This is a genomic window from Achromobacter spanius (assembly GCF_002812705.1).
Taxonomy (GTDB): Bacteria; Pseudomonadota; Gammaproteobacteria; order Burkholderiales; family Burkholderiaceae_B; genus Achromobacter; species Achromobacter spanius.
Genome location: NZ_CP025030.1, coordinates 3,941,428 through 3,966,125, shown reverse-complemented (window position 1 = coordinate 3,966,125; position 24,698 = coordinate 3,941,428). Strand labels below are relative to the sequence as shown.

General features: G+C 65.8%; 24 protein-coding genes. 8 read left to right on the top strand and 16 right to left on the bottom strand.

The genetic code is table 11. The annotated features are described in order from the left end of the window. The first annotated feature begins 80 nt into the window (after nucleotides 1-80). The 3 genes from CVS48_RS17940 (at nucleotide 81) to CVS48_RS17930 (ending at nucleotide 3,352) form a co-directional block, all read left to right on the top strand. Complete coding sequence (locus CVS48_RS17940) at nucleotides 81-581, top strand: GlcG/HbpS family heme-binding protein (protein WP_172616229.1); 501 nt, start codon at nucleotides 81-83, stop codon at nucleotides 579-581. A 98-nt stretch (nucleotides 582-679) separates the two neighbouring features. Further along, complete coding sequence (locus tag CVS48_RS17935) at nucleotides 680-2,128, top strand: MltG/YceG/YrrL family protein (protein ID WP_100855608.1); 1,449 nt, start codon at nucleotides 680-682, stop codon at nucleotides 2,126-2,128. 75 nt (nucleotides 2,129-2,203) lie between these two features. Beyond that, nucleotides 2,204-3,352, top strand: a complete 1,149-nt coding sequence (locus tag CVS48_RS17930; protein WP_100855607.1) for a GGDEF domain-containing protein — start codon at nucleotides 2,204-2,206, stop codon at nucleotides 3,350-3,352. A gap of 96 nt (nucleotides 3,353-3,448) precedes the next feature. Here CVS48_RS17930 and CVS48_RS17925 read toward each other — a convergent pair whose 3' ends face one another. From CVS48_RS17925 to CVS48_RS17860, 14 genes are all read right to left on the bottom strand, one after another. Further along, a complete protein-coding gene (locus CVS48_RS17925) occupies nucleotides 3,449-5,704 on the bottom strand; it encodes a rhodanese-like domain-containing protein (RefSeq protein WP_100855606.1) in 2,256 nt (751 codons plus the stop codon). 141 nt (nucleotides 5,705-5,845) lie between these two features. Next, complete coding sequence (locus CVS48_RS17920) at nucleotides 5,846-6,775, bottom strand: CysB family HTH-type transcriptional regulator (protein ID WP_100855605.1); 930 nt, start codon at nucleotides 6,773-6,775, stop codon at nucleotides 5,846-5,848. 9 nt (nucleotides 6,776-6,784) lie between these two features. Beyond that, the gene (locus CVS48_RS17915; protein WP_100855604.1) at nucleotides 6,785-7,135 is read right to left on the bottom strand and encodes a VOC family protein; all 351 of its coding nucleotides are present in this window, start codon (nucleotides 7,133-7,135) and stop codon (nucleotides 6,785-6,787) included. 121 nt (nucleotides 7,136-7,256) lie between these two features. After that, nucleotides 7,257-8,471 carry a cystathionine beta-lyase gene (metC, locus tag CVS48_RS17910; RefSeq protein ID WP_100855603.1) on the bottom strand — a complete coding sequence of 405 codons (1,215 nt, stop codon included), beginning with the start codon at nucleotides 8,469-8,471 and terminating at the stop codon, nucleotides 7,257-7,259. After that, entirely contained in the window at nucleotides 8,468-9,304 is an 837-nt protein-coding gene (locus tag CVS48_RS17905; RefSeq protein WP_100855602.1) for an amino acid ABC transporter ATP-binding protein, read from the bottom strand. Before CVS48_RS17905 ends, metC begins: the two co-directional genes overlap by 4 nt. Next, nucleotides 9,291-10,109, bottom strand: a complete 819-nt coding sequence (locus CVS48_RS17900; protein ID WP_100855601.1) for an amino acid ABC transporter permease — start codon at nucleotides 10,107-10,109, stop codon at nucleotides 9,291-9,293. Before CVS48_RS17900 ends, CVS48_RS17905 begins: the two co-directional genes overlap by 14 nt. Further along, nucleotides 10,099-10,836, bottom strand: coding sequence for an amino acid ABC transporter permease (locus CVS48_RS17895; RefSeq protein ID WP_100855600.1), 738 nt, complete (start codon nucleotides 10,834-10,836; stop codon nucleotides 10,099-10,101). The genes CVS48_RS17900 and CVS48_RS17895 overlap by 11 nt, the downstream gene beginning before the upstream one ends. Continuing rightward, nucleotides 10,833-12,083 carry an aminotransferase class I/II-fold pyridoxal phosphate-dependent enzyme gene (locus CVS48_RS17890; RefSeq protein ID WP_100855599.1) on the bottom strand — a complete coding sequence of 417 codons (1,251 nt, stop codon included), beginning with the start codon at nucleotides 12,081-12,083 and terminating at the stop codon, nucleotides 10,833-10,835. Before CVS48_RS17890 ends, CVS48_RS17895 begins: the two co-directional genes overlap by 4 nt. Next, nucleotides 12,080-12,955: a transporter substrate-binding domain-containing protein gene (locus tag CVS48_RS17885; protein ID WP_197723149.1), complete on the bottom strand. Its 876-nt coding sequence runs from the start codon at nucleotides 12,953-12,955 to the stop codon at nucleotides 12,080-12,082. Before CVS48_RS17885 ends, CVS48_RS17890 begins: the two co-directional genes overlap by 4 nt. A gap of 30 nt (nucleotides 12,956-12,985) precedes the next feature. Beyond that, the gene (locus CVS48_RS17880) at nucleotides 12,986-13,822 is read right to left on the bottom strand and encodes a transporter substrate-binding domain-containing protein (RefSeq protein WP_100857723.1); all 837 of its coding nucleotides are present in this window, start codon (nucleotides 13,820-13,822) and stop codon (nucleotides 12,986-12,988) included. Nucleotides 13,823-13,927: 105 nt separating this feature from the next. Then, nucleotides 13,928-14,950, bottom strand: a complete 1,023-nt coding sequence (locus CVS48_RS17875; RefSeq protein ID WP_100857722.1) for a Bug family tripartite tricarboxylate transporter substrate binding protein — start codon at nucleotides 14,948-14,950, stop codon at nucleotides 13,928-13,930. 157 nt (nucleotides 14,951-15,107) lie between these two features. Then, entirely contained in the window at nucleotides 15,108-15,785 is a 678-nt protein-coding gene (locus CVS48_RS17870; protein ID WP_167401016.1) for a hypothetical protein, read from the bottom strand. A 49-nt stretch (nucleotides 15,786-15,834) separates the two neighbouring features. Further along, nucleotides 15,835-16,755 (bottom strand): hypothetical protein, encoded by a 921-nt coding sequence (locus CVS48_RS17865; RefSeq protein WP_242001240.1) that lies wholly within the window; start codon nucleotides 16,753-16,755, stop codon nucleotides 15,835-15,837. 37 nt (nucleotides 16,756-16,792) lie between these two features. Beyond that, nucleotides 16,793-17,977 carry an alpha-hydroxy acid oxidase gene (locus CVS48_RS17860; RefSeq protein ID WP_100855598.1) on the bottom strand — a complete coding sequence of 395 codons (1,185 nt, stop codon included), beginning with the start codon at nucleotides 17,975-17,977 and terminating at the stop codon, nucleotides 16,793-16,795. 152 nt (nucleotides 17,978-18,129) lie between these two features. Between CVS48_RS17860 and CVS48_RS17855 the strand changes: the two genes are divergently transcribed. The 3 genes from CVS48_RS17855 to CVS48_RS17845 all read left to right on the top strand — a co-directional run bounded on the left by CVS48_RS17855 (nucleotide 18,130) and on the right by CVS48_RS17845 (nucleotide 21,281). Beyond that, nucleotides 18,130-19,029, top strand: a complete 900-nt coding sequence (locus CVS48_RS17855; protein ID WP_100855597.1) for a LysR family transcriptional regulator — start codon at nucleotides 18,130-18,132, stop codon at nucleotides 19,027-19,029. A gap of 121 nt (nucleotides 19,030-19,150) precedes the next feature. Further along, nucleotides 19,151-20,203, top strand: coding sequence for a hydroxyacid dehydrogenase (locus tag CVS48_RS17850; RefSeq protein ID WP_100855596.1), 1,053 nt, complete (start codon nucleotides 19,151-19,153; stop codon nucleotides 20,201-20,203). Between the two features lie 76 nt (nucleotides 20,204-20,279). After that, entirely contained in the window at nucleotides 20,280-21,281 is a 1,002-nt protein-coding gene (locus CVS48_RS17845; RefSeq protein ID WP_100855595.1) for a Bug family tripartite tricarboxylate transporter substrate binding protein, read from the top strand. Nucleotides 21,282-21,350: 69 nt separating this feature from the next. On the opposite strand, the gene CVS48_RS17840 is transcribed toward CVS48_RS17845, so the two are convergent. Beyond that, nucleotides 21,351-22,184, bottom strand: coding sequence for a DUF4189 domain-containing protein (locus tag CVS48_RS17840; protein WP_100855594.1), 834 nt, complete (start codon nucleotides 22,182-22,184; stop codon nucleotides 21,351-21,353). Nucleotides 22,185-22,582: 398 nt separating this feature from the next. On the opposite strand from CVS48_RS17840, the gene CVS48_RS17835 reads away from it, so the two are divergent. Beyond that, nucleotides 22,583-23,152 carry a hypothetical protein gene (locus CVS48_RS17835; RefSeq protein WP_100855593.1) on the top strand — a complete coding sequence of 190 codons (570 nt, stop codon included), beginning with the start codon at nucleotides 22,583-22,585 and terminating at the stop codon, nucleotides 23,150-23,152. A 48-nt stretch (nucleotides 23,153-23,200) separates the two neighbouring features. On the opposite strand, the gene CVS48_RS17830 is transcribed toward CVS48_RS17835, so the two are convergent. After that, the gene (locus tag CVS48_RS17830; RefSeq protein ID WP_100855592.1) at nucleotides 23,201-23,599 is read right to left on the bottom strand and encodes a RidA family protein; all 399 of its coding nucleotides are present in this window, start codon (nucleotides 23,597-23,599) and stop codon (nucleotides 23,201-23,203) included. A gap of 154 nt (nucleotides 23,600-23,753) precedes the next feature. On the opposite strand from CVS48_RS17830, the gene CVS48_RS17825 reads away from it, so the two are divergent. Beyond that, on the top strand, nucleotides 23,754-24,689 hold the full coding sequence (locus tag CVS48_RS17825) for a LysR family transcriptional regulator (protein ID WP_100855591.1): 936 nt from the start codon (nucleotides 23,754-23,756) through the stop codon (nucleotides 24,687-24,689). Nucleotides 24,690-24,698 lie beyond the last annotated feature (9 nt).

Genomic DNA, 24,698 nt, shown 5'->3' with positions numbered 1-24,698 from the left:
GTAGTCGGGCGTATACCGCCCGCCGCGCGTTTTGGCCACACTGACTGCTCCTGATGACACCCACAAAAAGGATGCAGACCATGACGCGTACTACCCTTGCCACCCTCGCTTCTTCGCTGGCCTCCACGCTGGCTTTCTCCGCCGCCGCCCACGCCGCCGTGCTGACGGAAACCAACCTGTCGATGGCCGATGCGCAAACGCTCGCCACCGCCACCGTCGCCGCCTGCCAGGCCAAGGGCTACAACGTCAGCGCCTCGGTCGTGGACCGCGCCGGCCTGCTCAAGGCCTTCGCCCGCGCCGACAACGCCGGCCCGCACACCATCGAGGCCAGCCGCGCCAAGGCATTCACGGCCGTGTCCGCCAAGACGCCCACGCTGACCATGATGGAGAACGCGCAGAAGAATCCGGGCGCCGCCAACCTGACCGATATTCCGGGCTTCCTGCTCTTGGGCGGCGGCGTGCCGGTCAAGGCGGGCGACAAGGTCATCGGCGCCATCGGCGTGGCAGGCGCACCGGGGGGCCACCTGGACGCCCAGTGCGCCGACACGGTGCTGCAAGACAACGCCGCAATGTTCAAGTAAGGACGCTGCGGGGGGCCAGTGGGCATGCCGGTATTGGCGCCCACGTCCGCAACAGGCTAGGCTTACGGCGCCACAGTCTGACTAAGCCGGTACCCCCCATGCCCCTGCCGCCACGCCCCGCCCTGCTGGACGAAACGCTACGCATCGTCGCCCGCCGCTTTCGCGTGCCGGACACCCCCGAAGCAGCGCTGGACGCGGCGCCGGCTGCACTCAACCGCCATTGCACCAGCACGCTGGCCGTGGCCATCGACCAGGCGCGGCGGGCGCTGGCCCGTTCAGACACGCCGCCCGCCACCGTCAAGCAGACGTTTATCGACGCCCTGGCGCATCTGATCGGCGAAGCCATGCGTGAGAACCAGGGCGACCCCGCCATCCAGGCCATGGTCCTGCGCCACCAAGCCGTGCAGGTACGCGAATACGCCTCGCTGGCGGCGGGCGCCGAGCCCGACCGGCGTGACGTCGTGGCGGCCGTCAACGCCGTTGCCCACCCCGCCAAACTGCAACGCATGCCGCCCGGCCCGCGGCGCGATGCCTTGGGCGCGTTGCAAGCCGCCGCGTCGGCATCGGCGTGGGCGGCGCTGTCCGAGGCCATCGAGCGGATCGACGCGCTGCCCGACGCGGCAAGCGATTCCGCCATGGCACGCAGCCTGGCCCGGCTGCGCGAGGGCTCCGCCCTGGAACACCTGTCCCGCCTGGACGCCTTGGCCTGCGACCCGCTGGTGCAGCGATATCAAGCGCTATGGAGCCGCAATGGTCCCCGCTCCGGCACGCCGGGCGCGGTGGCGCGAGGCCTAGCCGCGCAACAGCGTGGCGCGGCTGTCGAGGCACAGGCTGCGAAAGCGCTGGAGGCCTTGGCGCGCCGCCTCAATACAGAAGCCTCTGCAGCTGCCTCTACAGAAGGGTCGCAAGGCACGACACCGGGGCCCGACACCTACCGCGTGGTGACCTCGATGCACGTGCCGCCCGAACTGCCCGGCTCGGCCGACCGCGCCAAGAGCGAGTGGGATGCCGCCCTGCTGCGCCGCGCCGGCCCGCCAGATGCCGAGCCCGCCTGGGACGTGTGCCTGCTGGTCGAGGCCAAGGCGTCGGTGGACGCAGCCAGTACCGACTTCCCCCGTTTGCTGCGCGGCATGCAACGGCTGGCGCAGGCGGACGCCGACGTCATCTACCCGTTCCTGTCGCACCAAGGCACCGTCGCGCTGCGCGGCGCTTCCTTAAGCGCCTTGCCCACACAAGGCCCCGACCTGGCAAGCGCCGTGCTCTATTGCTGCGACGCGCCCGCCGACGAACCCGTCGACGCGCCACGCTTGCTGAACGCCGCGTGCCGCATGCAATTGCTGTCAGCGCCAGCCAGCGTTGCCTACGCCAGCCAACTGGCGCGCGGCGAACCCGCCGACCCACAAACGCTGGAGGCCGTTTGGCAAGGATTGCTGACGACGCCGCAATGGGCCGGCGTGCTGAATCAGTACCCGCTGCTGCATCAGGTGCGCGCGCTGATGGTGCATACCGAAGACCTGTTTGCAGCCACGCAACACGCCGGCCTGTAACAGATAAAGGGGCAGTTTTCCCCGTAAAATCCCGCTGTCGGCAACACGTGTCGGCGCCACGCTGATACCGCCGGGATGCACGTCGATCTCTACACGCTTTACCTACTCGTCATCGGGACGCTGCTTGCCAGCGCCGGGATGCTCTATTGGGAATACCGGACGAACACCCGGCGCGGCAAGGAACTGGGACTGCTGGCCGTGGGCTTCACCACCATCGCCGCCGGCTGTACCGTGGTGCTGTTGCGCGGCCACCTGCCCGCGGCGCTCGGCCCTGGGCTAAGCAACTTCATCATCCTTAGCGGCTACCTGCTGGTTCTGCACGGCGTCGCAGCCTTCAACGGCAAGCAGTATCGCTGGACCTCGGCGGCGTTGCTGGCCATGACGGCCTTGCTGTGGACAGCGGCCGGCACGCGCTGGCAAGGCATCATGTGGAGCTACGTCAGCGCGGCGCCCATTGCCGCCGTGGCGGCCCTGACCGCCTGGGAAATGTGGCGCTGCACGCCACTGAAGCCGCTGGCGCCCCGGCGCTTCGTCGTCGCCATCACCGGCATCCATGCCCTGTTCTATGCCTTCCGGGCCTTGATCCTGCCCTGGCTGGTCAGCGCGTACGGCCCCGCCGTGCAACTGGCATCCAGCAATATCACCATGTACGAAGGCGTGCTGTATTCGGTGTTGCTGCCCATGGCGCTGCTCAAGCTGGTGCGCGAAGAAGCGCACGGCCAGTTGCTGCGCGAATCGCAAACCGACTACCTGACGCGCCTGGGCAACCGCCGCTGGTTTTTCGAAGAAGGCACGCGCCTGTTACACGCCCATGCAAACCAAGGGCCGGTGGCCGTGCTGGCGTTTGACCTGGACCACTTCAAATCCATCAATGACCGACACGGGCATCAGGCGGGCGACCAAGTGCTCAAGGGGTTTGCCGACATCGCGCAGAACGTGGCCGGGCCGGGCGTGCTGTTGGCCCGTATCGGCGGCGAAGAGTTCGCCGCGCTGCTGACGGGCGACGAGGCGCGGCGCGCGCAGGCGCTGGGCGAAGCCGTCGCGCAACGTTTTGCCGACACGTATTCGGAACAGGTTGATCGCAGCGCCATCCGCGCCACGGTCAGCATCGGGCTGGCGCGGTTTGAACACAACGCGCCGCCGCTGGCCGATAGCCTGGCGGCCGCTGACCGTGCCTTGTACCGCGCAAAATCGCTGGGTGGAAACCGGTTGGAATTGGCCTGACAGCCCCAAGCGAGGCAGACCAGAAGCGCCGCGGACCTGGAATGGGTACGCCCCGCTGCCCCCCTCGCCCGGGTTGGCGGGGCGTACCTCGTGCCTTTATTGCGGCGCCGGGATCAGGCGAATTTGCTCGCCACCGTCGCGCTCCAGTTGCGCAACCAACCCCAGTTCCCAGTCCAGGTATTCCCGAAATCCTTCATCACGCGCCGCCAAATCATCAAACAGATAGGGGCTGATGCTTTGATCGTCGTCGCTGGTCAATACGCCTGACGCGCCGGTATCCAGATCCAGGCCAGCTTCTTTCCACGCCCGCGTTCCGCCCAACAGAACCTGCACCCGCCGAACACCGCGCCAGGCCAGTTCAGCGGCCACAACACCGGCCAGCACCCCGTCGGAAGACGTCAGCACCACGCTGCGGCCCTCGTCGGACGGCAGGAATTCCGTCAGCCGGTCAGGCGCCGCGAAGCGTGCGTGCGGCACATGTCCACGCTCATAGGCCACGCGCGACTCCACGTCGAACACGACGGCCTGGCCCGCGTCCAGCGCCGCGCGCAGTGCCAAGGGCCGCACGCGGGCGACGTCCGGCCGATGGCGCAACACGCGACGCGGCTCGGGACCGCTTTGCAAAGGCGCGAAGGCCGCGGGCTGATACAGATAGACCTCCACGGCCCCCAACTGCGCCAACCAGGCCCCAGTGGTCAGCGCGCGCACGCCATCCCAATCCGCCAACACCACGCGGGCACGCCGGGTCGCCAGATACTCGTCCGTGGCCTGCACCAACTGGCCGCCCGGCGCCCAGCGCCAGCCTTCCAGGTGGCCGCCTTCATATTCCTCGCGGGTGCGCACATCAAACTTGTACAGCGTGCGCGTGCCCTGGTCCGCCTCGAACGCCTGCAAGGTCGCCGCGTCCACATAGCCGATACCGGCGCGCTGCGCCACATCACGCGCCTGTTGCCGCGCCGCGCTCAAAGTCGCATCGCCCGGTTCGGGCAACGCCGCCTTGCGGCCGTAGGCCAGTTCGCGTCCGGACAGCAGCCATTGCATGGTCCCGTTACGCAGCGACGCCACCCGGTTGGGAATCCCTGCGTCGATCAAGGTCTGCGCGCCCACGATGCTGCGCGTACGGCCCGCGCAATTGACCACCACGAACGTGTTCGGGTCCGGCGCCAGCTCGCGGATGCGATAGACGAGTTCGGCACCCGGCAGGCTGTGCGAGAACGGCAGCGTGAAGTGGTGGAATTCTTCGGGCGTGCGGCTATCCACCACCACAATGTCGTCACCGCGCGCAACGCGCTCATGCAACTCGTCCACGTCGATCCACGGCGTGTGCTTTTCGTGTTCGATGACTTCACCAAACGCCTTGCTGGGCACGTTGGTTCCCGAAAACACCTCCAGGCCCGCGCGCGCCCATCCGTCGGTGCCACCTTCCAGGACCGTCACATCGGTCCACCCCAGCCGGGTCAGCTTGGCGGCCGCCTGGTGCGCCAGCGACTCGTCGTCATCCACCAGCACGATGCGCGTGTCGCGGCGCGGCACCAGCCTATCGGCCAACAGCTCAAGCCGCCATAGCGGCGCGGGCACGGCAGCCAGCAGATGGCGGCGGGCATAACGGCCCGCTTCGCGCACGTCCAGCACGGCAATTTCTTCATCGCCGCGCAGCGCGTCCTGCAAGATGCTGGCCGACACGCGCGCATGGTAGATGGCGGCCGGCGGCGAAAACGTGCGATAGGTACCGCCCGCGATGCTCTCGAACACCACGCGGCCATGCAGGCGATCCAGCGCCAGGCCGTAAAAGTGCAGATGCGCGCCCGCTTCGTCGCCCACCAGTTCAATGGTATGCACATCATCGGGCCCCAGCACGATGGACGCGCCCGGCCCCACATCCACGCGGCGCACGTGCGTCAGCGTATCGCGCAAGGGGTCTTCGGTAGCCGCGCGGGCATACACCTCGTTGCGTTCCGTGCCGTGAACGCCCGCGATGATCGCCCAGGTGGTGTGATCATGCGGCGGCTGCGCCTTGCCGGGGCCGCCCAGCGATAAATACAACGCATAGCCGCCGTCGATATCTTCGGCCAGGCGGTAGAGCGAAGCAGGACGTTCCGGCACCAGGGCGAACGCCTCGGCGGGAAACAGGTCGCGCCGCAGGCCCAGCGCCTCGAGCAACGCCGCCACCTGGGTCAGCGCTTGCGGCGTGGCGTGCGCCGCGTCGGGAATCCACTTTCGAACCTGGGCGATAAAGGCGCGCACGGCCTGGGCGCGTTCGCTGTGCTTGCTGTGTTGGCTGGGTTTGCTGTGTTGGCTGGGTTTGCTGGGTTTGCTGATCACCGGCGGGGCCGCTTGGATAGAGAGACTCATGGAATGACCTGGGCTTTTAAGAATAGAAAGACCCAGGCTACGTGGGCGCCTCACGCCGGACAACGTAGAAATGCGTCTATGGATATGCGCGCAGTGGTGGCGATGAGCGCGCCTACTCAGACGATTTCTATCGCCGGCCAGTCAGCCCGCGCCCTTCAACTCCGTTTCAACCACGTCGCGCGTCAGCGTCGGCACGAACATCTCTATGAAATGAAACGCATAGCCGCGCAGCCACGCACCTCGGCGGATGGCCAGGCGGGTCAGGTTGATCTCGAACAGGTGGCGCGCATCAATGGCGCTCAGGCGCGTGTCGCGCTCGGGGTCCCAGGCCACGGCGGCGACGATGCCCACGCCCAGTTCAAGCTCGACATAGGTCTTGATGACGTCGGCGTCCATGGCGGTCATGACGATGTCCGGCGTGATGCCGGCCCGAGCGAATGCCTCATCGATATGCGCGCGGCCCGTGTAGCCCCTGCCGTAGGTGATGATGGGATACCGCGACAGTTTCGACAGGCTGACGCCGTCGTGCATGCCCTCCAGCGGATGCCCGCGCGGCACGATGATGCTGTGGCTCCATCGGTAGCAAGGCAGGTTCACCAAGCCCGGATAGTCCGCCACGGCTTCGGTCGCCACGCCGATGTCGGCCTCGCCCTCGAGCAGCATTTCGGACACCTGCTTGGGCGAGCCTTGGTGCAGATGCAGCACCACGTCCGGATAGCGCTGGCGGAACTCCTTGATGACGGGCGGCAAGGCGTAGCGCGCCTGGGAATGCGTGGCCGCGATAGACAGCACCCCCTGGCGGCTGTCGGCGTACTCGGCGCCCGCATGCCGGATGTTGTCGGCGCATTGCAGTATCTGTTCCACCAGCGGCAGGATCAATTCGCCGGGCGGGGTCAGGCCGATCAGGCGCTTGCCGGAGCGCACGAAGATGTCCACGCCCACCTCTTCCTCCAGCTCGCGGATCTGGCGGCTGACACCGGGTTGCGACGTGTGCAGGCTTTCTGAGACGTCCGTCAGGTTGAAATCCTGTCGCACGGCTTCGCGCACGGAGCGCAGTTGTTGGAAATTCATCGAGCGCCTTCAGCCCAGAAAGGCCAGTTGGTTGCCGGACGGATCCTTGACGTACATGACGCGCGGCGACGCATCGGACAAGGAACAGACCGGATAGTGCCCGGCATGGCGCAGGCGCGTCAGGATCTCGTCATAGGCGGGTGTCTTGATGGCCAGGTAATCGGGTTTGACACCCCGATTGACTTCATCCACGGGCGATAGCGACAAGGTCGCTTCCCCCAAGGCAAACAGCAGGCGCTTGTCATCGGCGCCGGGCACTTCGTCCAGGCCGATGACGCGTTGATAGAAGTCACGCACCGCGTCGGCCTGGCGCGACAGAAAGGAAAGCTGCACCGAGTCGATCGAAAGCAATAAAGTCATGTCCTGCCACCCACATGGAACAGGGCAAATTCTAGTGTTGATGTCTCCCAACAAACAAAGAGGTTGTAATTGCTTCTACATAGCCAGAAACCCTAAAGCGCGCGGCTTATTTGCATATGCTTCAGGCGCTGCGACGCAAGGCATCGCGTGTGACGGCGAAGGCGTGTTCAAGGTCGTCGATCAGGTCTTGCGGATGCTCCAGGCCGATATGCAAACGCACCACCGATTGCTGGCCCGGACCTTGCCGCCAGATACTGTGTTCCGCCAGGCGTTCAGGCGCGGCCTCTAGCGCCAGGCTCTCGTAGCCGCCCCAGGATGCGCCGATCGAAAAGTAGCGCAGCGCGTCAATGAATCGTGATGCCGCCGTCGGGTCAGGATTGCCGAAGGCGAACGACACCAGGCCGCTTGCGCCACTGAAATCACGCCGCCACAACGCATGGCCGGGGTCTAGCTCCAGCGCGGGATGGAAGACGCGCGCCACCTCCTCGTGCCACGTCAGGTAGCGCGCCACGGCAAGCGCGTTCTCTTGATGGCGCGCCAGGCGCACGTCCAGCGTGCGCAGGCCGCGCAGCGTCAGATAGGCGTCGTCCGCGCCCACCGACAAGCCTAGCGCGTCATAGGTCTGGCCGATCTTTTGCGCAAGCGGCGCGCTGTCCACGGTGACCACGCCCATCATCACGTCCGAATGGCCCGCCAAGTACTTGGTTGCAGCCTGGATCGAGATATTCGCGCCCAGCGCCAAGGGCTGGTAGTACAGGCCGCCGCTCCAGGTGTTGTCGGCGGCGACCAATACACCGTGGCGGCGCGCCGTTGCCGCCAGCGCGGGCAAGTCCAGCACTTCAAACAGCAAGGAACTGGGCGACTCCAGGTACAGCAGGCGCGTGTTCGGCCGGATCAGGCGCTCCAGCGCGTCCCGCGCCGGTGAAAAGTACTCAAGCTCGATGCCATAGCGCCGCAGCAAGGACTTGTCGACCTTGCGCACTGGGGAATACACACTGTCGGCCACCAACGCGTGGTCGCCCGGCCCCAGCGTGGCCAACAGCACCAGCGTGATCGCCGCCAGGCCCGACGGCGCCAACACGGTCCGATAGCCGCCTTCCAGCGACGTGACGGCGGCCTCCAGCGCCTGGTGCGTGTCCAGGCCGTGCCGGCCATAGGTCGCGACACGGTCGCCCGAGGCGCGCAAGGTGTTCAGGGCAGCCTGCGTGGCGGTGTCGGCAAAGCGTACGGTACTGGTGCGCACCACGGGCACGTTCACCGGGCCGGCGCCGTTCTTCAATTCGGGCGACCCGGCGTGTACCAGGCGGGTCTGCACATGCGTGTGGTCGAGGCTCATGCGTACACCTCCTGGCCGGCGAACGGCGCCGCAACCGGCTCCGGCGCGGCCGCGCGCGCCGATCGGCGTGCATGTGATGCGCCGGACGAGCGTTGCAGGAACGCGCGGGTGCGCGGGCTGTGTGGCGCGTCGAAGATGCGCGATGGCGGGCCGGCCTCGACGATGCGTCCGGCCTCGGTGAAGTACACCGTATCGCTCACCTCTTCGGCAAAGCGCATCTCATGCGTGACCAGCATGCAAGTCAGACCGTCCTGCACCAGGTCGCGGATCACGGTCAGCACCTCGCCGACCATCTCGGGGTCCAGCGCGGACGTCACCTCGTCGAACAGGATCAGTTCAGGCTGCAAGGCCAGGGCGCGCGCAATCGCCACGCGCTGCTGCTGGCCGCCCGACAGTTCGCCGGGATAGGCGCGTTCCTTGTGCTCCATCCTGACCTTGGCCAACAGCTCGCGCGCGCGCGCCTCGGCCTGTGCGCGCGGCTGCCCGCCCACCTTCACCGGTGAGATCACCAGGTTCTCCAGCACGGTCAGGTGCGGGAACAGGTTGTACTGCTGGAACACGAAGCCCACGCGCTTTCTCAGCGCGATGAAGTCGGACTCCGTCTTCAAGCCGTCAACGCGCACGCCGCCCACCTCGATGGCGCCGCGCTGAGGGCGCAGCAGCCCGGTGATGCATCGCAGAATGGTCGACTTGCCCGACCCGGATGGGCCGATGATGGACACCGCCTGGCCCTGCCGGACCTCGACGTCGATGCCCTTGAGCACCTCGGTGTCGCCAAACGCCAGATGCACATCGCGCAGGCTGACCAGGGGATTGATTTCATGTGTTGTCATAGCGTCGTTCCAGATACCGCGTCCAACGCGCGATGGGATAGCAATAGGCGAAGAAAAGCGCCAATAGCGTGAAATAGACCAGGATGGTGAAGTCGCTGCTGGCGACGGTATTGCTGGCCACGGTGGCGGTGTCCACCAGATCGTGCACGCCCACCAGCGAGGCCAACGAGGTGCTCATCGTGATGCTGGCCGTCAGGTTCATCCAGGACGGCAACATCCGCCGAACGCATTGCGGCAGCACGATCATGCGAAATATCTGCGTGCGCCGGAAAGCCAGCGATTGCGCCGCTTCCCATTGGGCGCTGGGTATCGATTGAATTGCGCCACGGAAGATCTCGGCCACATTGGCGCTGGCGGGCAACCCCAGACCGATCACCACCTTGATCCAATCCGGAAACGGCACGTACCAGCCCGCCACGTTGACTTCAAACGGGAACACGTAGGTCGTGAAATACACCAGCACCAGAATCGGCGCATTGCGGAACAACAGCACATAGGCGCGCGCCACGCGACGCAGCAAGGCCGAGGGCGACAGCGACACCGCGCCCACCACCAAGCCCACCACCGTGCCCAACGCCATGGCCAGCACGCTGATCTGGATGTTCATGCCCAGCCCGCGCAGCAAGGCCGGAGACCAGTGCCACAAGGCCAGGACGGCGGCGGGCGTCGTGCCCGTGGCAGCCCACGCCACGCCCAAGGCCACCAAGGCCAGCAGTAGTACGAACCAGGGGTCGCGCAGCAAGGCAGGCAGCACGCCGCCGGAGGGCCGGGCCGGGTTTCCATTCAAGGCAAGCTCATTGGCCATAACCGGGCATCCTCAAACGGTCTTCCAGCCATCGCCCCGCCAGGCTGACCAGCCAGGTCAGCAAGCCGAAGTACAGCAGGATCAACAGCAGCAGTTCCAACACGTTGTCGCGGTGCGACCAGATCATGATGGATTCATACGTCACGTCGCCCACCGCAATGGCCGAGGCGATGGCGGTCATCTTCACCAGGTCCACCAGGTTGTTGACCAGCGCGGGCAAGGCAAAGCGCACGGCCAGCGGTAACTGCACCTGCGTCAGGATCTGACGCCGTGAGAACGCCAACGAACGCGCCGCTTCCATCGTCACCGACGGCACGGCCTCGATACCGGCGCGCAACGCCTCCGCGTGAAACACGCCCTTGTGCAGCGCCACCACGATCACCACCCAGGCGAACGGTGTGATGGGATTGCCGCCACCCAGTTTTTGAGTGATCAGCATGTTCAGCACCAGGAACGCGCAGTACAACTGCACCAGCGTGGGTGTGTTGCGGGTGACTTCAACAAAGGCCTGCAATGGCCGGGCCAGCCACGGCCGGTTGCTGGTCAGCGCGGCCGCGATCAGCACGCCGAACAGCAGGCTGACCGGGATGGTCCATGCGCACAGTTGCAGCGTCACCAGCAGGCCATGACCAAACGCCGACAACTCGGCCGGATCCTGCACGAAGCTGTAGTTCAGGCCCAAGGGTCGGAAGGCATCCACCCAGGCCTGCAATAACGTAGCAGTCATGCGGCGGCCTCCCAGGCAGGCGCCAACGCCAATGCCGCGACCGCCCTGCCGATGCGGTCGACGGCCTGGTCAATGTGCGCGTCGGATGCGGCAAACGACAGTCGCAGATACGGCGACAGGCCATATGCGGCGCCGCGCACCACCGCCACGCCTTCCGACTCCAGCAACCAGTCCACCACGTCGCCGTCATGCGCGATGCGCCGACCATCCGGGCGCACCGCCCCGATCAAGCCAGCCACGCCGACCCACGCAAAGAACGCCCCTTGCGGTACATTCGCCTGCAAGCCGGGGACGCCACGCAGCCCATCCACCACGCGCCGCGCGCGCCGTGCATACGCCAGTCTGGCGGTGTGGACGAAGTCGTCCGCCACGCCCTCCAACGCCGCCAGCGCCGCCGCTTGCCCCAGAGAATTTGGCCCCGAGGATACCTGGGATTGCACGGCCTCCAGCGCCTGAATCAACGGCTGCGGCCCGATGCCCCAACCGATGCGCCACCCTGTCATGGCATAGGTCTTGGACACGCCGTTGACCACCAGCGTGCGTCCCGCAAGCTCGGGCGCCACGCGCAGCAGCGGCGTGGGCTTCTGGTTGAACCAGATCTCTTCGTACATCTCGTCCCACAGCACCAGCACGTGCGGCGCGTCACGCAACACCGCCGCCAGCGCCTGCAATTCGTCGACGGAATAGACCGCGCCCGAGGGGTTGCCCGGCGAGTTCAGGATCAGCCACTTGGTGCGCGGCGTGATCGCCTGACGCAAGGCCGATGCCGTCAGCTTGAAGCCGTCTTCCGCCCGAGTCTGCACGACGACGGGCTGGCCACCGTTGATACGCACCGCGTCGGGAAACGTGGGCCAGTACGGCGCGGGCACGATCACCTCGTCGCCCTCATCCAGCGTGGCATTGAGCGCCAGGTAGATGACCTGCTTGCCGCCATTGGAAATGATGACGTTGGACGCATCCGTGGCAAGGCCGCTGCGCGACCCGAAGCCGCGCGCCACCGCCTGCCGCAGCGCCGCCGTGCCGGCCGTGGGCGTGTACTTGGTGTGGCCCCGTTCCAGCGCGGCCAGGGCCGCGTCCTTGATGGCCGCCGGCGTGTCGAAGTCAGGCTCGCCCGAGGTCAGCACCAGGATGGAACGGCCCTCGGCCGCCAAGCGCGCCGCCCGCGCACCGGCAGCGGCAATGGGCGACAACTCGGCGCCACGGGCGCGGCGCGACAGCACGTCCGGAAACAGATTCAACGCTGTCATGGCCGGCTCCCGGCTTCGGGTGGTGCGCTATCGAACTTGCCGGCCCGCGCCTGGGCGGTGACCTGCTTCAAGTAATCGGCCGGCACGCCATGGCGTTCGGCTTCTTGCACTAGCAGGCCCGTCGTCAGCCAGTCGCGGATGACGCCGTCGACAAACGCGCGCGTGTCGGCCTCATTGCGGCGCGTCCAGATCACCGTGGGTGACGGAATCAACTGATCTGGCGTGGCCAGCTCGAAGTCGCTCCATTGCGCGCCGTTTGGTCCATGCAGCGTTTCATACAGCGCGGGTTGGATGTGCACCGACGCGTCGCAACTGCCGCCCTTTAGCGCCAGCAAGGACTCGGGAATGTTGCGCAAGCCCTTGACCACCGCGCCGTAGGTGTCCTGCAAGGGCTTGGCGAAGTTGCTGCCTTGCGACACGCACGCCACCTTGCCCTTCAGGTCTTCCCAGCGCTTGATGCCACTGCCTTTCGACACCATGGCCGCGCCGCCCACCAGGTTGTAGGGGGTGGGCGCGTAGCTGAGGATCTGGCTGCGCTCCTGGGTCCACTGAATATTGGCAATCAACAGATCCACCTTGCCGGCCTGCAAGAACTGCACGCGCGTGGCAGCGGTAACCGGCACGGTCTCAAGGCTGACGCCCAAGCGCTTGGCGATGTCCGCGCCCAGCTCCGTCTGAAAGCCGCCGACCTTGCCGGTGGCCGGGTCCAGCACGCCAAACGGCGGGCTGGCGCCGTCCACGCCGACGATGATCCTGCCGCGCTGCTTGATCTTGTCCAGGGTCGCGTCCGCATGCGCGACGCCCGTGGCCGCCAAGGCCGCCGCCACCGCCCAGGCCAGCGCCGCGCCCGTCTTCTTGCTGAATTGCTTCATCTTGTCCATCCGATCCGAATTGGGGCGCGCTTAGCTGCCCTGCTTGTACTTGGCGTGCAGTTCCTGCAACAGCGGCTGCGCGGGTTCGATGCCCAGGCGCTTTTCGGTGGCAATCAGCCAGCCCGAGCGGTGCCAGTCCTGCACGATCTTGTCGACGGCGGCGATGGTGTCGGTCTCGCCCTTGCGGGTCCAGACCACGGAGTTCGCGGGCAACACGTCAGTGGCGATAGGCGCGTGGTAATCGGCCCATTCCGGGTTGTTGCGCAGCAAGGGGTGGATCAAGGTGGAATCGTGCACCGCCGCCACGCATTGCCCGCCACGCAGCGCCAGCAACGAGTCCGACGAACTCTTGAAGCCCTTGACCACGGCGCCGTAGTCGGACGACAGCGGCTTGGCGTAGCTGCTGCCTTGCGACACGCACACCGTCTTGCCGCGCAGGTCTTCCCACTTGTTGATGCCGCTGCGCTTCAAGGTCGCGGCCGCGCCGCCTACACGAAAGAACGGCGTGGGCGCATAGCCCAGGATGTCGGCGCGTTCCGGATTCAGTTCCATGGACGCGATCAGAAGATCCACCTTGCCCGAGATCAGAAACTGCGTGCGCGTCGCGGTCTGCACTTGCACCAGTTCCGCCTTCACGCCCAGGCCCTTGGCCACTTCACGCGCCAGCTCGGGGTTCCAGCCCACCAGTTGCTGCGTGGCAGGGTCCAGCGATCCGAACACGCCGCCATTGGCCAGCACGCCGATGGTCACCGTGCCCCGCTGCCGGATCTTGTCCAGCGTGGCGTCGGCGTGGGCCGCGCCGGCCGCCAGAGTCAGCGCCAGCGTGATTGCCATGCGGGCCGCGCCCGTTGTCTTGCTGATTGCCATGTTGTTGTCTTGTCGATTGAATTGAACGAAGGTCCATGCTGCGGGCGCCACGCCGGCAAGACAAAGAAGACTTTCAGATATCAATATGCGACGGGCGGCGGCGCCCTACTTCAGCTTCACGTCGGCCGATGCAATCACGCGGCGATAGGTCGCGATGTCATCGCGCACCGTCTGGTCCACCGCTTCGGGCGAGGTCGCCGCAATGGTGAAGCCCAGGTTCTCCAGCAACGCCGCCGTCTCGGGCTCGCGCAGCACGGCCACCACGTCATGGTTGATGCGGTCCACGATGGCGCGCGGCGTCGAGGCCGGTACAGACAGACCCTGCCAGCTTTCCACCACGTAATCGGACAAGCCCGCCTCTTGCAGGGTAGGCACGTCTGGCAGCGCCTTGGAGCGGTACGGCGTGGTCACCGCCAGCGCCACCAGCTTGCCGTTGCGCACGTTTTCCGTGGCCGCCGCCAAGGTGATCAACATGGCGTCCACGTGCCCCCCCAGCACGTCCAGCATGGCGGGTCCACCGCCGGGATAGGGAATCTGATTGGTTTTGGCGCCGATGCGTTCGTTCAAAAGCTCGACTGCCAGATGCCGCAAGCTGCCCGTGCCACCCGGCAACGCCAGCGACACCTCGCCCGGCTTCTGTTTCACCAACGCCACGAACTCGGCAAAGGTCTTCACCCCCAGCCCGGGGCGCACGACAAGCAATTGCGGGTTCACTACGGCCTTGGTTACCCCTCGCAGGTCCTTCACCGGGTCGTAGGGCAACTTGCCTGGCTGCAACGCGTTCAACGACAGCGCATCGCCGCCCAGCAGCAAGGTGTAGCCATCGCCACGCGCATGCGCGACCGCCGCGTTACCGATGCTGCTGCTGGCGCCGGGCTGGTTTTCGACCACCACGCTTTGGTGCCATTTTTCGCTGAGCTTCTGCGCGATGGTGCGCGCCAGCTTGTCGCCGCTGCCGCCTGCCGCCATCGGCACCACGATCTTGACGGGCCGGTTCGGATAGCGGTTGGCGTCTTCGCCCGGCACTGGCGCCGACCCCGCAAAGTTGCTGAACAAGCCCGCGCCCACGATGACGCCGGCCAGCAGGCCCAGGCCCGCGCGCCAGGCTGATTTGCGTTGAATACTCATGTACCGCCCCTGTGTGATTGAAAAAATCAGGATAGGGGCGGCGTAGGCGCGCAACAAATACCGATACGCAATGTGAAAATAGCCGTGCCGCGCGCGCGGGCGCTCACGGATGTCGATGCAGAGAATCACGGGCGGCGTGCGCTACGCCGCGTTCACGCTACTTGGCCAGCATCGACTCAACATCCGCGCCAAACGCGCAATATCCCGGGTAACCCGGTCGCGCATCGCAGGCCATCAGGCAGCCGGTCTTGCCGTTCGCGAAGCTCGCCGACACCGACATGCCGAAGCCGTAGGTGGGTGTCGTCACGTCGAAGGCGCTTTCGCACACGGCCTTCGTGCTGTAGGCAAACGTCATGCCCTCGCGCCGGCCGTTGACGGCGAACGACACCTGGAAACTGTTGTAGCTGTTCCAACCTGCGCGCGGCAGCACCACAAAGCGGTAATGCCGGGCATCGCGGCGCTCACCGAATATTTTCAATTTTGCCGAGGTGGTGCGGGTGGTGGGCGATGGGTACGGCAGCGCGAGCAAGGCGCGCGGATCGCCCAACACGCCCAGGTCCATGCCCAGGCCCTTTTGATAGAACGGCACGTCCAGGCTGGGGTAGCCGGAATACTCCACGCGCCGGGGCGGCCCGTTGTAGGTGTTGGTTTCGGGTTCGAAGTCGGGTGCGCGCGCGAACGCAACGTCCAGCGTCAGGACCACGTCCGTCGGCTTGGCGTCTTCGGTGCGGACATGTTCTTCAAAGATCTCGGCACTGCCCGCGCATCCCGCCAGCAGCGCCAGCAAGCCAAACGTCGTCAGGCGCCGGATGGACGGCATCAATGAATTCGGCATCAATGAATTCGACATCAACGAATTCGGCATCAACAAAGTCGACCTCACCTTACCGCTCCTGCGCCGTGGCAACCGGCAACGCCGCCGACTTCAGGCCATAACCATTGAACTGCCATCCGTTCTTGCCTTCTTGCCACTGAAAATTCTTGTTGATCCATTCTGCCTTCAAGTTGCGGTACAGACGGCGCTGGTCGATCCGCTTGCCGGCGTCCAGCGCCTTTCTGGCGGCCTGCGAGCTTTCATCCCACAGCACGCTGAAAGCCTTGGTTTGCATGGCTTTGGTGAACGGCACGGTGGCATAGGGGCCATCGTCCAAGCGGCCAAGCCGGATCTCGTTGTCCAGCAACAGCGCGCCGTGCCGGTTGTCCGGCGACACGGATACCAACTGGGGAATGGAATGCAGTTTTTCCTTCGGGCGCTGATGTTCAAACCACAGCACCTGGCCCGTCGATGTCACCAGCGCCCGCGAGCCCGCCGTGAACAGCAGCAGGTCCTTGCGGCCGGGTTGTGCCACGCCCATGTCGGGGTCGTGCATGTCGACGGTGGGGCTCAATACGCGCGCAAGCGGCGTGCCGTTTTGCACCGCGATCAGTATTGTGCCGACACCCATGAAGTCGTTCGACACCGCCACCAGCATCGGCTGGCCGCCTTGTGTCGGCCCCAGCGCCCGCACGTGGATGAACTCCACGGCATTCAAGGGCCGATAGGGCTTGCCGCGAAACAGGATGGTGCGCAGGTGGGAACGCGGATAGCCTTGCAGCGCGAAGTCGCCGCCGATGGGCTCGACCGTCTTCGCGTAGGCATTCTCGGACGCAGCGGGCTGCGCGCGGGCGATGGCGGGTATCGAAACGATCAGTGCCAGCGCAAGGCATAGGCCATATCGCTTGCTTGGGCTGGAAAAAAAAGTGGCGCTGGACGGATGCGGCAAGGCGGTTCGCGATTGGTGCTTCGTGAAAAGCGGTGCCGGCATTCTAGGGCATGTCTACCCTTGCCTGACCTTGTCTTGTCTAGCCTTGCTGCGCGCCGTCCCCCGCCGACGGCACACGCACCAAGGTGTCCGCGTTGACTTGCGCCACATCCACCACGCCCAGCAGGCCCATATTGCGCCTGACTTCTTCCACTATCAGGTTGATGGCATGCGCCACGCCGCGCTGCCCGGCCACCGTCGCCGCATAGTTGAACGGACGCCCCACGAACACGCAGCGCGCACCCAGCGCCATGGCCTTGAGCACGTCAGACCCACGCCGCACGCCGCTGTCCAGCATCACGTCCATGCCACCGGCCGCGTCCGCCACTGCCGGCAGCGCTTGCAAGGGCGACAGGCTGCCGTCCAGTTGCCGCCCGCCGTGGTTCGACACGATGATGCCGTCCATGCCCTGCGCGCGCGCGGTGCGTGCATCGTCGGGATGCAGAATGCCCTTGATCACCATCTGCCCTTGCCAGCGGCGGCGGATGGCGGCCACGTGCCGCCAGTTCAGATGGCCGCGGTCGGAAAAATCGCGCAGCACATTGGCCGACAGAATCGGCGCGCCGCGCGTGGCGTAGTTGTTTTCGAAGTGCGGCATGCCATGGCGCCACAGCGTGCGCAGGAACGTGCCGAACAGCCAGCGCGGATGCGTCAGCCCTTGCCAGGCCAGGCCCACGCTGGGCCGCAGCGGCGTTGAAAACCCCGCCCGCACGTTGTTCTCGCGGTTGGCGGCAACGGGCGTGTCCACCGTCAGCACCAAGGTCGTCACGCCGGCTGCCGCCACGCGGTCGATCAAGGCCGCGATCTGCGCGTCGTCGCCCGGCAGGTAGGCCTGAAACCAGGTGCCCGGCGCGGCCTGCATTACCTCTTCCAGCCGGATCAACGACGACCCGCTCATGATGCAGGGCACGTTCGCCTCGGCGGCGGCGCGCGCCAGCACGACGTCGCCGCGATAGCTCGACAGCGCCGAGATTCCCATGGGCGCCACGCCCACCGGCGCGGCGTACTCCCGACCCAATACCGTGGTGCGCGTGCTGCGTTGCGATACGTCCACCAGCACCTTGGGCCGAAAGCCGTACTGCGCAAAGGCCTGCCGGTTGCCGCGTTCGGATTGCCCGTCTTCCACCGCGCCGGACACATAGGCGTAGATGGGCTTGGGCAGGCGTCGTTTCGCCACGTCTTCAAAGTCATGCAGGCTGAGTATCTGGCGCAGGGGGTCGAACATGGGTGGCTCCTCGCGATCGGTCCGCACAGGCGGCCGCGCTGTTGTCTTGGGCAGTGGCGGACGACTATAGGCGCGTGGGCGCTTTGAATAAAGTGACTTTATCGATATTGCTTATTACACTTTTCTTCGCTCTCGATTCTTCCTGCACCGCCATGACGCTCAAGCAACTTGAAGCCTTTTACTGGGCCGCCACCTGCAAGAACTTCGCCATTGCCGCCAACCGGCTGAATATCTCGGTGTCGTCGCTGTCCAAGCGCATCGGCGAACTTGAAGCGTCCATCGGCGCCGACCTGTTCAGCCGCAGTGCGCGCAGCGCCACACTGACGGCGCTGGGCGAACAACTGGTGCCACACGCCAAGGACCTGCTGCGCAACGCCGACCAGTTCATGCAGCAGGCCAGCAGCAACTTGACGTTCTCTGGCCGCTGCCGTTTCGGGGCGGGAGAACTCACGTCAATCACGTGGATGCCGCGCCTGATCGAAGAGATTCAGCGCGCGCACCCCAACCTGCTGGTCGAGCCCTATGTGGGCGTGGGCGAATTGGTGGAGCGCGGACTGGAGGAAGGCGACCTGGATTTTGCGGTGATCGCCGGGCCGTCGTCGCGGGCGTCCATCGCCTCACATTTGATCGGCAGCGCGGAGTTTGAATGGGTGGCCTCGCTGCGCGCGGTGCCCGACCCCACGGCGCTAACCCCTGCCGACCTGCCCGGCCTGACCCTGATTACCCAACCCCAAAGCTCCGGCGTGATCCGCATGCTGGACGACTGGTTGACCGAACAGGGCATCTCGCCGGGCCGCATGCAGTGCTGCAATAGCTGGGGCGCCATTGCGGGCATGTTGCGCCAAGGCCTGGGGCTGGGTTTCCTGCCCACCGCCTGGGCGCGCATCCTGATCCAGCGCGGCGACCTGCATCCGCTGCCGGGCTTGCCGCCCCTGCGGCCCCTGCCCTACACCTTTCAATGGCGTCGCGACGACACCCGGCCCATGCTGGTCAGCCTGCGCGCGCTGGCGCAGGACACGCTGGAATTCGACGCGCCGGCAAGCATGGTCTAGCGCGGGCACTGTTTCCAAAAAGTCGCCCTTGAATAAGAAAATTATTCGCTTTATCTCCTATTTCAGCCCGAGTAGAGTCGCTTCAAACAAAGATTGAAGACCTATACGGAGACTGGGCGACATGCCGGATCTTGCTACTGCTTCGCAGAATTTCCCTAAACGACTGTGCCGCCTGGACCTGTGGCTGAACCCCGTGTTCGACCAGATCATCGGCGCGCAATCCGACATTGCCTTGTCGGTGCTGCCTGCGCATGGCGACGACGCCCGCACGCTGGCGGGCCTGAAGACGGCCCATGCCTACCATGTGTCGGCCGCCAAGGACGAACTGCCGCGCCAGTGGTTCGTGAACGCCGAACTGATTGCCCAGTGCCCGGACCTGGTGTGCGTGTCGTCGGGGGGCGCGGGCTATGACACGGTGGACGTACCCGCCTGCACGGCCGCCGGCATCGCGGTCGTGAACCAGGCAGGCGGCAACGCCGCGTCGGTGGCCGAACACACCTATGCGCTGCTGTTGGCGGTGCAGCGCCGCGTGGTCGAATCGCATCAACGCCTGCGCCACGACACGGGTTTTACGCGCGAAGACCTGATGGGCCACGAGATCCACGGCACCGTCATCGGGCTGGTGGGCATCGGCCAGATCGGTTCGCGCGTGGCCCGCATTGCGCAAGGCTTCGGCATGCGCGTGATTGCGCATGACCCGCTGCTGGACGCCGACACCATCCGCGCTCGCGGCGCCGAGCCGGTGTCGCTGCCCGACCTGCTGGCGCAAGCCGACGTGGTGTCCTTGCACTGCCCCTTGGACAATTCCACGCGCGGCATGATCGACGCGCGCGCGTTCGCCGCCATGAAGCCGGAAGCGGTTTTTGTGTCAACCGCGCGTGGCGGCATCCATGACGAGGCGGCGCTGTACGACGCCTTGCGCGGCGGCCATCTGCGTGGCGCCGGCCTGGACGTCTGGCAACAGGAACCGCCCCCGCGCGACACGCCGCTGCTGGCCTTGCCCAACGTGGTGGCCACCTTTCATACGGCGGGCGTCACGCACGAAGCCCGACGCAATGTGGCGCAGTCGTCGGCCCAACAGTTGATGGCCATGCTGCGCGGTGAACGGCCGCCGCAACTCGTCAACCCGGAAGTCTGGCCGGTCACGCAAGCCCGACTCGCGAAATTGCAGTAACACGGCGCCGCCCCCGCGCGGCAACCGAACACACAGTGCGGCATCAAGCCGCCGACCCATCCCCCGAGGAGACAACATGCAACACCCCCCTATCAAGCGCCGCACCCTGCGCGCGCTGGCCGCGTCCATCGCCCTGCTGTCCGGCGCCACGCTGTTCGCTGGTGGCGCGCAAGCGGCCGGCTACCCGGAACACCCCATCAACCTGATCGTGTCGTATGGCCCTGGCGGCGGCACCGATCTGGTGGCGCGCATGATGGCGCCTTTCTTGCAGAAGTATCTGGGCAACGACGCCCGCATCGTGGTGCTGAACCGCCCCGGCGCGGGCGGCGCCATCGGCTTCACGGAACTGGCCCGCGCGCAACCCGACGGCTACACCATCGGCTTCATCAACACGCCCAATCTGTTGACCATTCCCATCGAGCGCAAGTCCGCCTTCACGTGGCAAAGCTATGACCTGCTGGGCAATCTGATTGACGATCCGGGCGCGTTCACCGTGCGCAACGACAACGAATTGAAGACGCTGGCGGACCTGTCTGCCTACGCGAAGAAGAATCCGGGCAAGGTGACCGTGGGCACCACCGGCACCGGCTCCGACGACCATCTGGCCATGCTGCGTTTTGAACGCGCGTCGGGCGCCAAGCTCAGCCACATTCCGTACAAGGGCGCGGGCGAAGTGCGCGGCGCCTTGGCCAGCGGCGAAATCACCATTGGCGCCATCAACGTGGGCGAAGCGCTGCAATACCAGAAAGGCGGCACGCCGCTGCGCTTCCTAGGGCAGATGGGCAAAACGCGCTCGGCGGCGCTGCCTGACGTGCCCACCTTCAAGGAACAGGGTTACGACTTTGAATTGGCGTCGCTGCGCGGCCTGGCCGCGCCCAAGGGCTTGCCCGCCGAGGTACGCGCAAAGCTGGTGGATGCCGTGAAGCGCACGGTCGACGACCCGGCCTTCCAAGCCAAGGCCAAGGAAATGTTCGTGCCCCTGCGTTACCTGCCGCCCGCCGACTACGCTAGTGAATTGGCCAATGGCGAGGCCGAATTCCAGAAGCTGTGGAAGGAAGCGCCCTGGCTGGACAAGTAAGTCGCCAGCATCGCAGCGCGCTTGTCGCGTGGCGCGCCTGATTCGTAGCGCGCTACAACTGACGACGGCTTACTTCGGCTTGACGTCTTCGCCGGGATAGCCGTCGATGTAGGCGCGACCCGAGCAACGCAGCATGGCCACGCAAGCCGGCGCGCCGGTCTTGGTGGTGCACACCGAGCGCGCTTCCTCGCGCGCGGCCACGGGGTCGGGGTTTTGCGCGGTGAAGCGCGTGCCCCGGCCTTCGCTGCCCTTCACCCAGGCCATGCCGACGCAAGTGTCCTTGTAGGTCAGGACCTTGCGGCAGTCCTTGCAGTCTTCCCACTTCAGCAGCGAAGAGATGGCGTCGTCTTCCTTGGGATAGCCATCGGCATACAGCAGGCCGCCGTCGGCGTTTTCGGCCAGGGCGCCCCAATACTCGCGATCATTCAACTTGGCGGACAAGGCTTCCACCTCGGCCGGCTTGGCGCGCTTGGCCGCCTGTAGATCGGCGGCGCTATAGCCGGGGCCGACGCAGAACGGCAGGGTCACCAAGCGGCACTTGCCATCGGGGCTGCCGGCCGTGCAGCGGCGCATGGCCTTCTTGGCGGCCAGTTCGGGCGCCACGCTGTTGCCCGGAAACAGGTCCTGCCGCGAGTTGCGCGCATACGCCATGCAACTGTCCGAGAACCAGCCCAGCTTCTTGCATTCCTTGCCGCCCTGGCGGCGGCATTCGGCCAGGCTCGCGGCCTCGGCGTCTTTCTGCGATGCCTCGGGCATGGCCCAATAGGTCTTGTCGTGATTGCCGTCGGTGGCGATGCCGCCGAATTGCTTGTCGGCATAGGCGGGGCTGGCGGCCAGGCCGGCCAGCAAGGCAATCGCGGCGAAGGCGGCGCGGATCAGGGGGTGAAAGCGAGCAGGCATCATCGTCGGGGTCTGGATGGATGTAGCGGGAAATGGATCGTGCGGGTTGGGACGCGGCAGAGGGACGCTCCCGGGACTTTCCGGGGACCTTCTGGCCGTTCGGCCCAGCCGCGCTGCACGACAAGCGGGGACGATCTTAGCAAAGAGCCCCCCTGCTCCGTCCCCTGCATTTATGCCCGCCTGGGCATATTGAGTAACAAATTTCACATGCCGTGATAAGAATGCTGGCCCCGTTTTCCGGTAAAAATGTCGGACTTTTCTTAAGCGCATCACCAGTCGGGACGCGCGTTGCGTGGCTAGCACCGCGCATCCCCCGGCAACCCTGCCTGTCACGAAAAGAAACAAACACGCCGCGCCCCGGATGCCGCATGCCCCCTGCCACGGAACATCGACCTCACACCATGACGTTGCCTTTGCAAGCCCCGAACCGCCGCAAGCCGCTGCTGCTGCCGGCCGCCCTGATCGCCGCCGCGACCGGCCTGGCGGGCTGCGCCCCGATGCCCGACGGGGGCAGCTCCGCGCTGCCGTCGCTGGGCAATGTGTTCAAGTCGGGGCTGTCGTTTTCACCTAGCGTGAACGTCGCCAAGAACATGGAAGGCCGCTCCATCAACGACGCCATCGCCGCTTTGGGCGAACCGTCCAAGAAGCGCGCGGTGGGCAACACGATGGAACTGGAATGGTCGGACTACCAGGCCGCGCCTTATTCGGAATGGGTCACCACCGGCACCAGCCAGCAAGTGGTGGGCATGATTCCGGCCACCAGAACCTCTGCCGCCACGCCGGTGTTTCAGACCAATAGCACCGGGCACTATCAGAACCGTACGCGCGTGTATGAATGCATGGTGCTGATGCGCATGGAAAACAGCGTCATCACCAGCACCAAGGTGGAAGGCAACGTGTGCCCCGAGTTCATTGCCGCCCTGCGCAAATGGTCGGGCGAAGCTGAAGCCAACAACTACGTGGTGAAGTAAGCGCGGGGCGAAAGCGTGCCGGGCCAGCATGCGCCCGGCGTGCACCCATCAGGCAGTCTCGGGCAGCTTCGCGATCACCTTGATTTCAAAGTCAAAGCCGCTCAGCCACGTGACACCCACGGCGGTCAGCGAGGGATACGGCGCGGCGCCCCAATACTCGGGCACCACCTGCCAGATCTGCTCGAACTTCGATGTCGGGTCGACCATGAAAACCGTCGCGTCCACCACATCGTCAAAGGTGCAGCCCGCCGCCTTCAGAATGGCGTTCAGGTTGTCGAAGGCCAGCCGTACTTGCGCTTGCAGATCGGGTTCGGGCGACCCATCCTCGCGGCTGCCGACCTGGCCCGATACGAACAGGAATCCGTCAGACCGGATGGCGGGAGAATAGCGGTGGCGCTCGTAAAGCGCGTGGCGGCCGGCGGGAAAAACAACGTCTCGTGTCGTCATGAATAACTCCTTCAGTGGGCCGTCGTCAGGAAGAAAAGCGGCCCGTCGTTAGCGATGACTCCACTGTAAAGACGGGCTGCCCGCCGATAAACGCGCAAGCCTGTCCATCACTGTTTGTAGAATCCAAACACTCTTCAAGCCCGCCGGAGCCCCCATGGACCGATTCGATGCGATGCAGGCGTTTGCCCGCGTGGTGGAAGCAGGCAGCTTCACCAAGGCCGCCGAAACCCTGCACATGAGCAAGACCACCGTGACGCAGCTGGTGCAGCAACTGGAGGCGCGGCTGCGCGTCCGGCTGTTGAACCGCACCACGCGCCAGGTAAAGGTCACCGCCGACGGCGCGGCCTACTACGAGCGGGTGTTAAAGCTGCTGGCCGACATGGACGACGCCGAAACCAGCTTGTCCGCCGCATCGACGTCGCCACGGGGCCGCTTGCGGGTGGACGTACCCAGCCCTTTGGCGCGCATGGTCCTGATTCCGGCGCTGCCCGCCTTTCACGCGCAATATCCCGACATCCAACTGGACATGGGCGCAAGCGACCGCATCGTGGATGTGATCGCGGAAAACGTGGACTGCGTGGTGCGCGGCGGCGAATTGACCGACCTGTCCTTGATGGCGCGCCGCGTGGGCGACCTGCAACTGGGCGTGTACGCCGCGCCCAGCTACCTGGCGCGTGCCGGCCATCCCGCGCATCCGCGCGAACTGGAAGACACGCATCACCGCATCGTGGGTTATCTGTGGCAACGGCTGGGCAAGGCCTTTCCCTACGCCATGCAGCGCGGCGACGAAAGCGTGCACGTGCATGGGCGCTACGTGCTGGCGGTGGATGACGGCAACGCCTATCTGGCGGCGGGGCTGGCCGGGCTGGGCGTGTTGTGGCTGCCGGAATACATGGCCCAGCCGCACCTGGCCACGGGCGAACTACAGCCGCTGTTTCAGGACTGGCGGCTGGAGCCCATGCCGCTGACCATCGCCTTTCCCCCGAACCGGCATGTCAGCACCAAGCTGCGGGTGTTCATCGATTGGGTGGTGGCGCTGATGGGGCAGTACGCCCCGCTTGCCGCGCAGCCGCCGACCCGCTCAACCTGAGCGCCCCTC

What these genes read in the sequence shown, in the direction of transcription:
- CVS48_RS17890 (WP_100855599.1), bottom strand. Translation starts at nt 12,083, where the DNA reads ATGACAGCGTTGAATCTGTTTCCGGACGTGCTGTCGCGCCGCGCCCGT.
- CVS48_RS17885 (WP_197723149.1), bottom strand. Translation starts at nt 12,955, where the DNA reads ATGAAGCAATTCAGCAAGAAGACGGGCGCGGCGCTGGCCTGGGCGGTG.
- CVS48_RS17845 (WP_100855595.1), top strand. Translation starts at nt 20,280, where the DNA reads ATGCAACACCCCCCTATCAAGCGCCGCACCCTGCGCGCGCTGGCCGCG.
- CVS48_RS17855 (WP_100855597.1), top strand. Translation starts at nt 18,130, where the DNA reads ATGACGCTCAAGCAACTTGAAGCCTTTTACTGGGCCGCCACCTGCAAG.
- CVS48_RS17830 (WP_100855592.1), bottom strand. Translation starts at nt 23,599, where the DNA reads ATGACGACACGAGACGTTGTTTTTCCCGCCGGCCGCCACGCGCTTTAC.
- CVS48_RS17895 (WP_100855600.1), bottom strand. Translation starts at nt 10,836, where the DNA reads ATGACTGCTACGTTATTGCAGGCCTGGGTGGATGCCTTCCGACCCTTG.
- CVS48_RS17935 (WP_100855608.1), top strand. Translation starts at nt 680, where the DNA reads ATGCCCCTGCCGCCACGCCCCGCCCTGCTGGACGAAACGCTACGCATC.
- CVS48_RS17905 (WP_100855602.1), bottom strand. Translation starts at nt 9,304, where the DNA reads ATGACAACACATGAAATCAATCCCCTGGTCAGCCTGCGCGATGTGCAT.
- metC (WP_100855603.1), bottom strand. Translation starts at nt 8,471, where the DNA reads ATGAGCCTCGACCACACGCATGTGCAGACCCGCCTGGTACACGCCGGG.
- CVS48_RS17915 (WP_100855604.1), bottom strand. Translation starts at nt 7,135, where the DNA reads ATGACTTTATTGCTTTCGATCGACTCGGTGCAGCTTTCCTTTCTGTCG.
- CVS48_RS17860 (WP_100855598.1), bottom strand. Translation starts at nt 17,977, where the DNA reads ATGTTCGACCCCCTGCGCCAGATACTCAGCCTGCATGACTTTGAAGAC.
- CVS48_RS17865 (WP_242001240.1), bottom strand. Translation starts at nt 16,755, where the DNA reads ATGCCGGCACCGCTTTTCACGAAGCACCAATCGCGAACCGCCTTGCCG.
- CVS48_RS17835 (WP_100855593.1), top strand. Translation starts at nt 22,583, where the DNA reads ATGACGTTGCCTTTGCAAGCCCCGAACCGCCGCAAGCCGCTGCTGCTG.
- CVS48_RS17875 (WP_100857722.1), bottom strand. Translation starts at nt 14,950, where the DNA reads ATGAGTATTCAACGCAAATCAGCCTGGCGCGCGGGCCTGGGCCTGCTG.
- CVS48_RS17880 (WP_100857723.1), bottom strand. Translation starts at nt 13,822, where the DNA reads ATGGCAATCAGCAAGACAACGGGCGCGGCCCGCATGGCAATCACGCTG.
- CVS48_RS17940 (WP_172616229.1), top strand. Translation starts at nt 81, where the DNA reads ATGACGCGTACTACCCTTGCCACCCTCGCTTCTTCGCTGGCCTCCACG.
- CVS48_RS17870 (WP_167401016.1), bottom strand. Translation starts at nt 15,785, where the DNA reads ATGCCGAATTCATTGATGCCGTCCATCCGGCGCCTGACGACGTTTGGC.
- CVS48_RS17920 (WP_100855605.1), bottom strand. Translation starts at nt 6,775, where the DNA reads ATGAATTTCCAACAACTGCGCTCCGTGCGCGAAGCCGTGCGACAGGAT.
- CVS48_RS17930 (WP_100855607.1), top strand. Translation starts at nt 2,204, where the DNA reads ATGCACGTCGATCTCTACACGCTTTACCTACTCGTCATCGGGACGCTG.
- CVS48_RS17900 (WP_100855601.1), bottom strand. Translation starts at nt 10,109, where the DNA reads ATGGCCAATGAGCTTGCCTTGAATGGAAACCCGGCCCGGCCCTCCGGC.
- CVS48_RS17840 (WP_100855594.1), bottom strand. Translation starts at nt 22,184, where the DNA reads ATGATGCCTGCTCGCTTTCACCCCCTGATCCGCGCCGCCTTCGCCGCG.
- CVS48_RS17925 (WP_100855606.1), bottom strand. Translation starts at nt 5,704, where the DNA reads ATGAGTCTCTCTATCCAAGCGGCCCCGCCGGTGATCAGCAAACCCAGC.
- CVS48_RS17850 (WP_100855596.1), top strand. Translation starts at nt 19,151, where the DNA reads ATGCCGGATCTTGCTACTGCTTCGCAGAATTTCCCTAAACGACTGTGC.
- CVS48_RS17825 (WP_100855591.1), top strand. Translation starts at nt 23,754, where the DNA reads ATGGACCGATTCGATGCGATGCAGGCGTTTGCCCGCGTGGTGGAAGCA.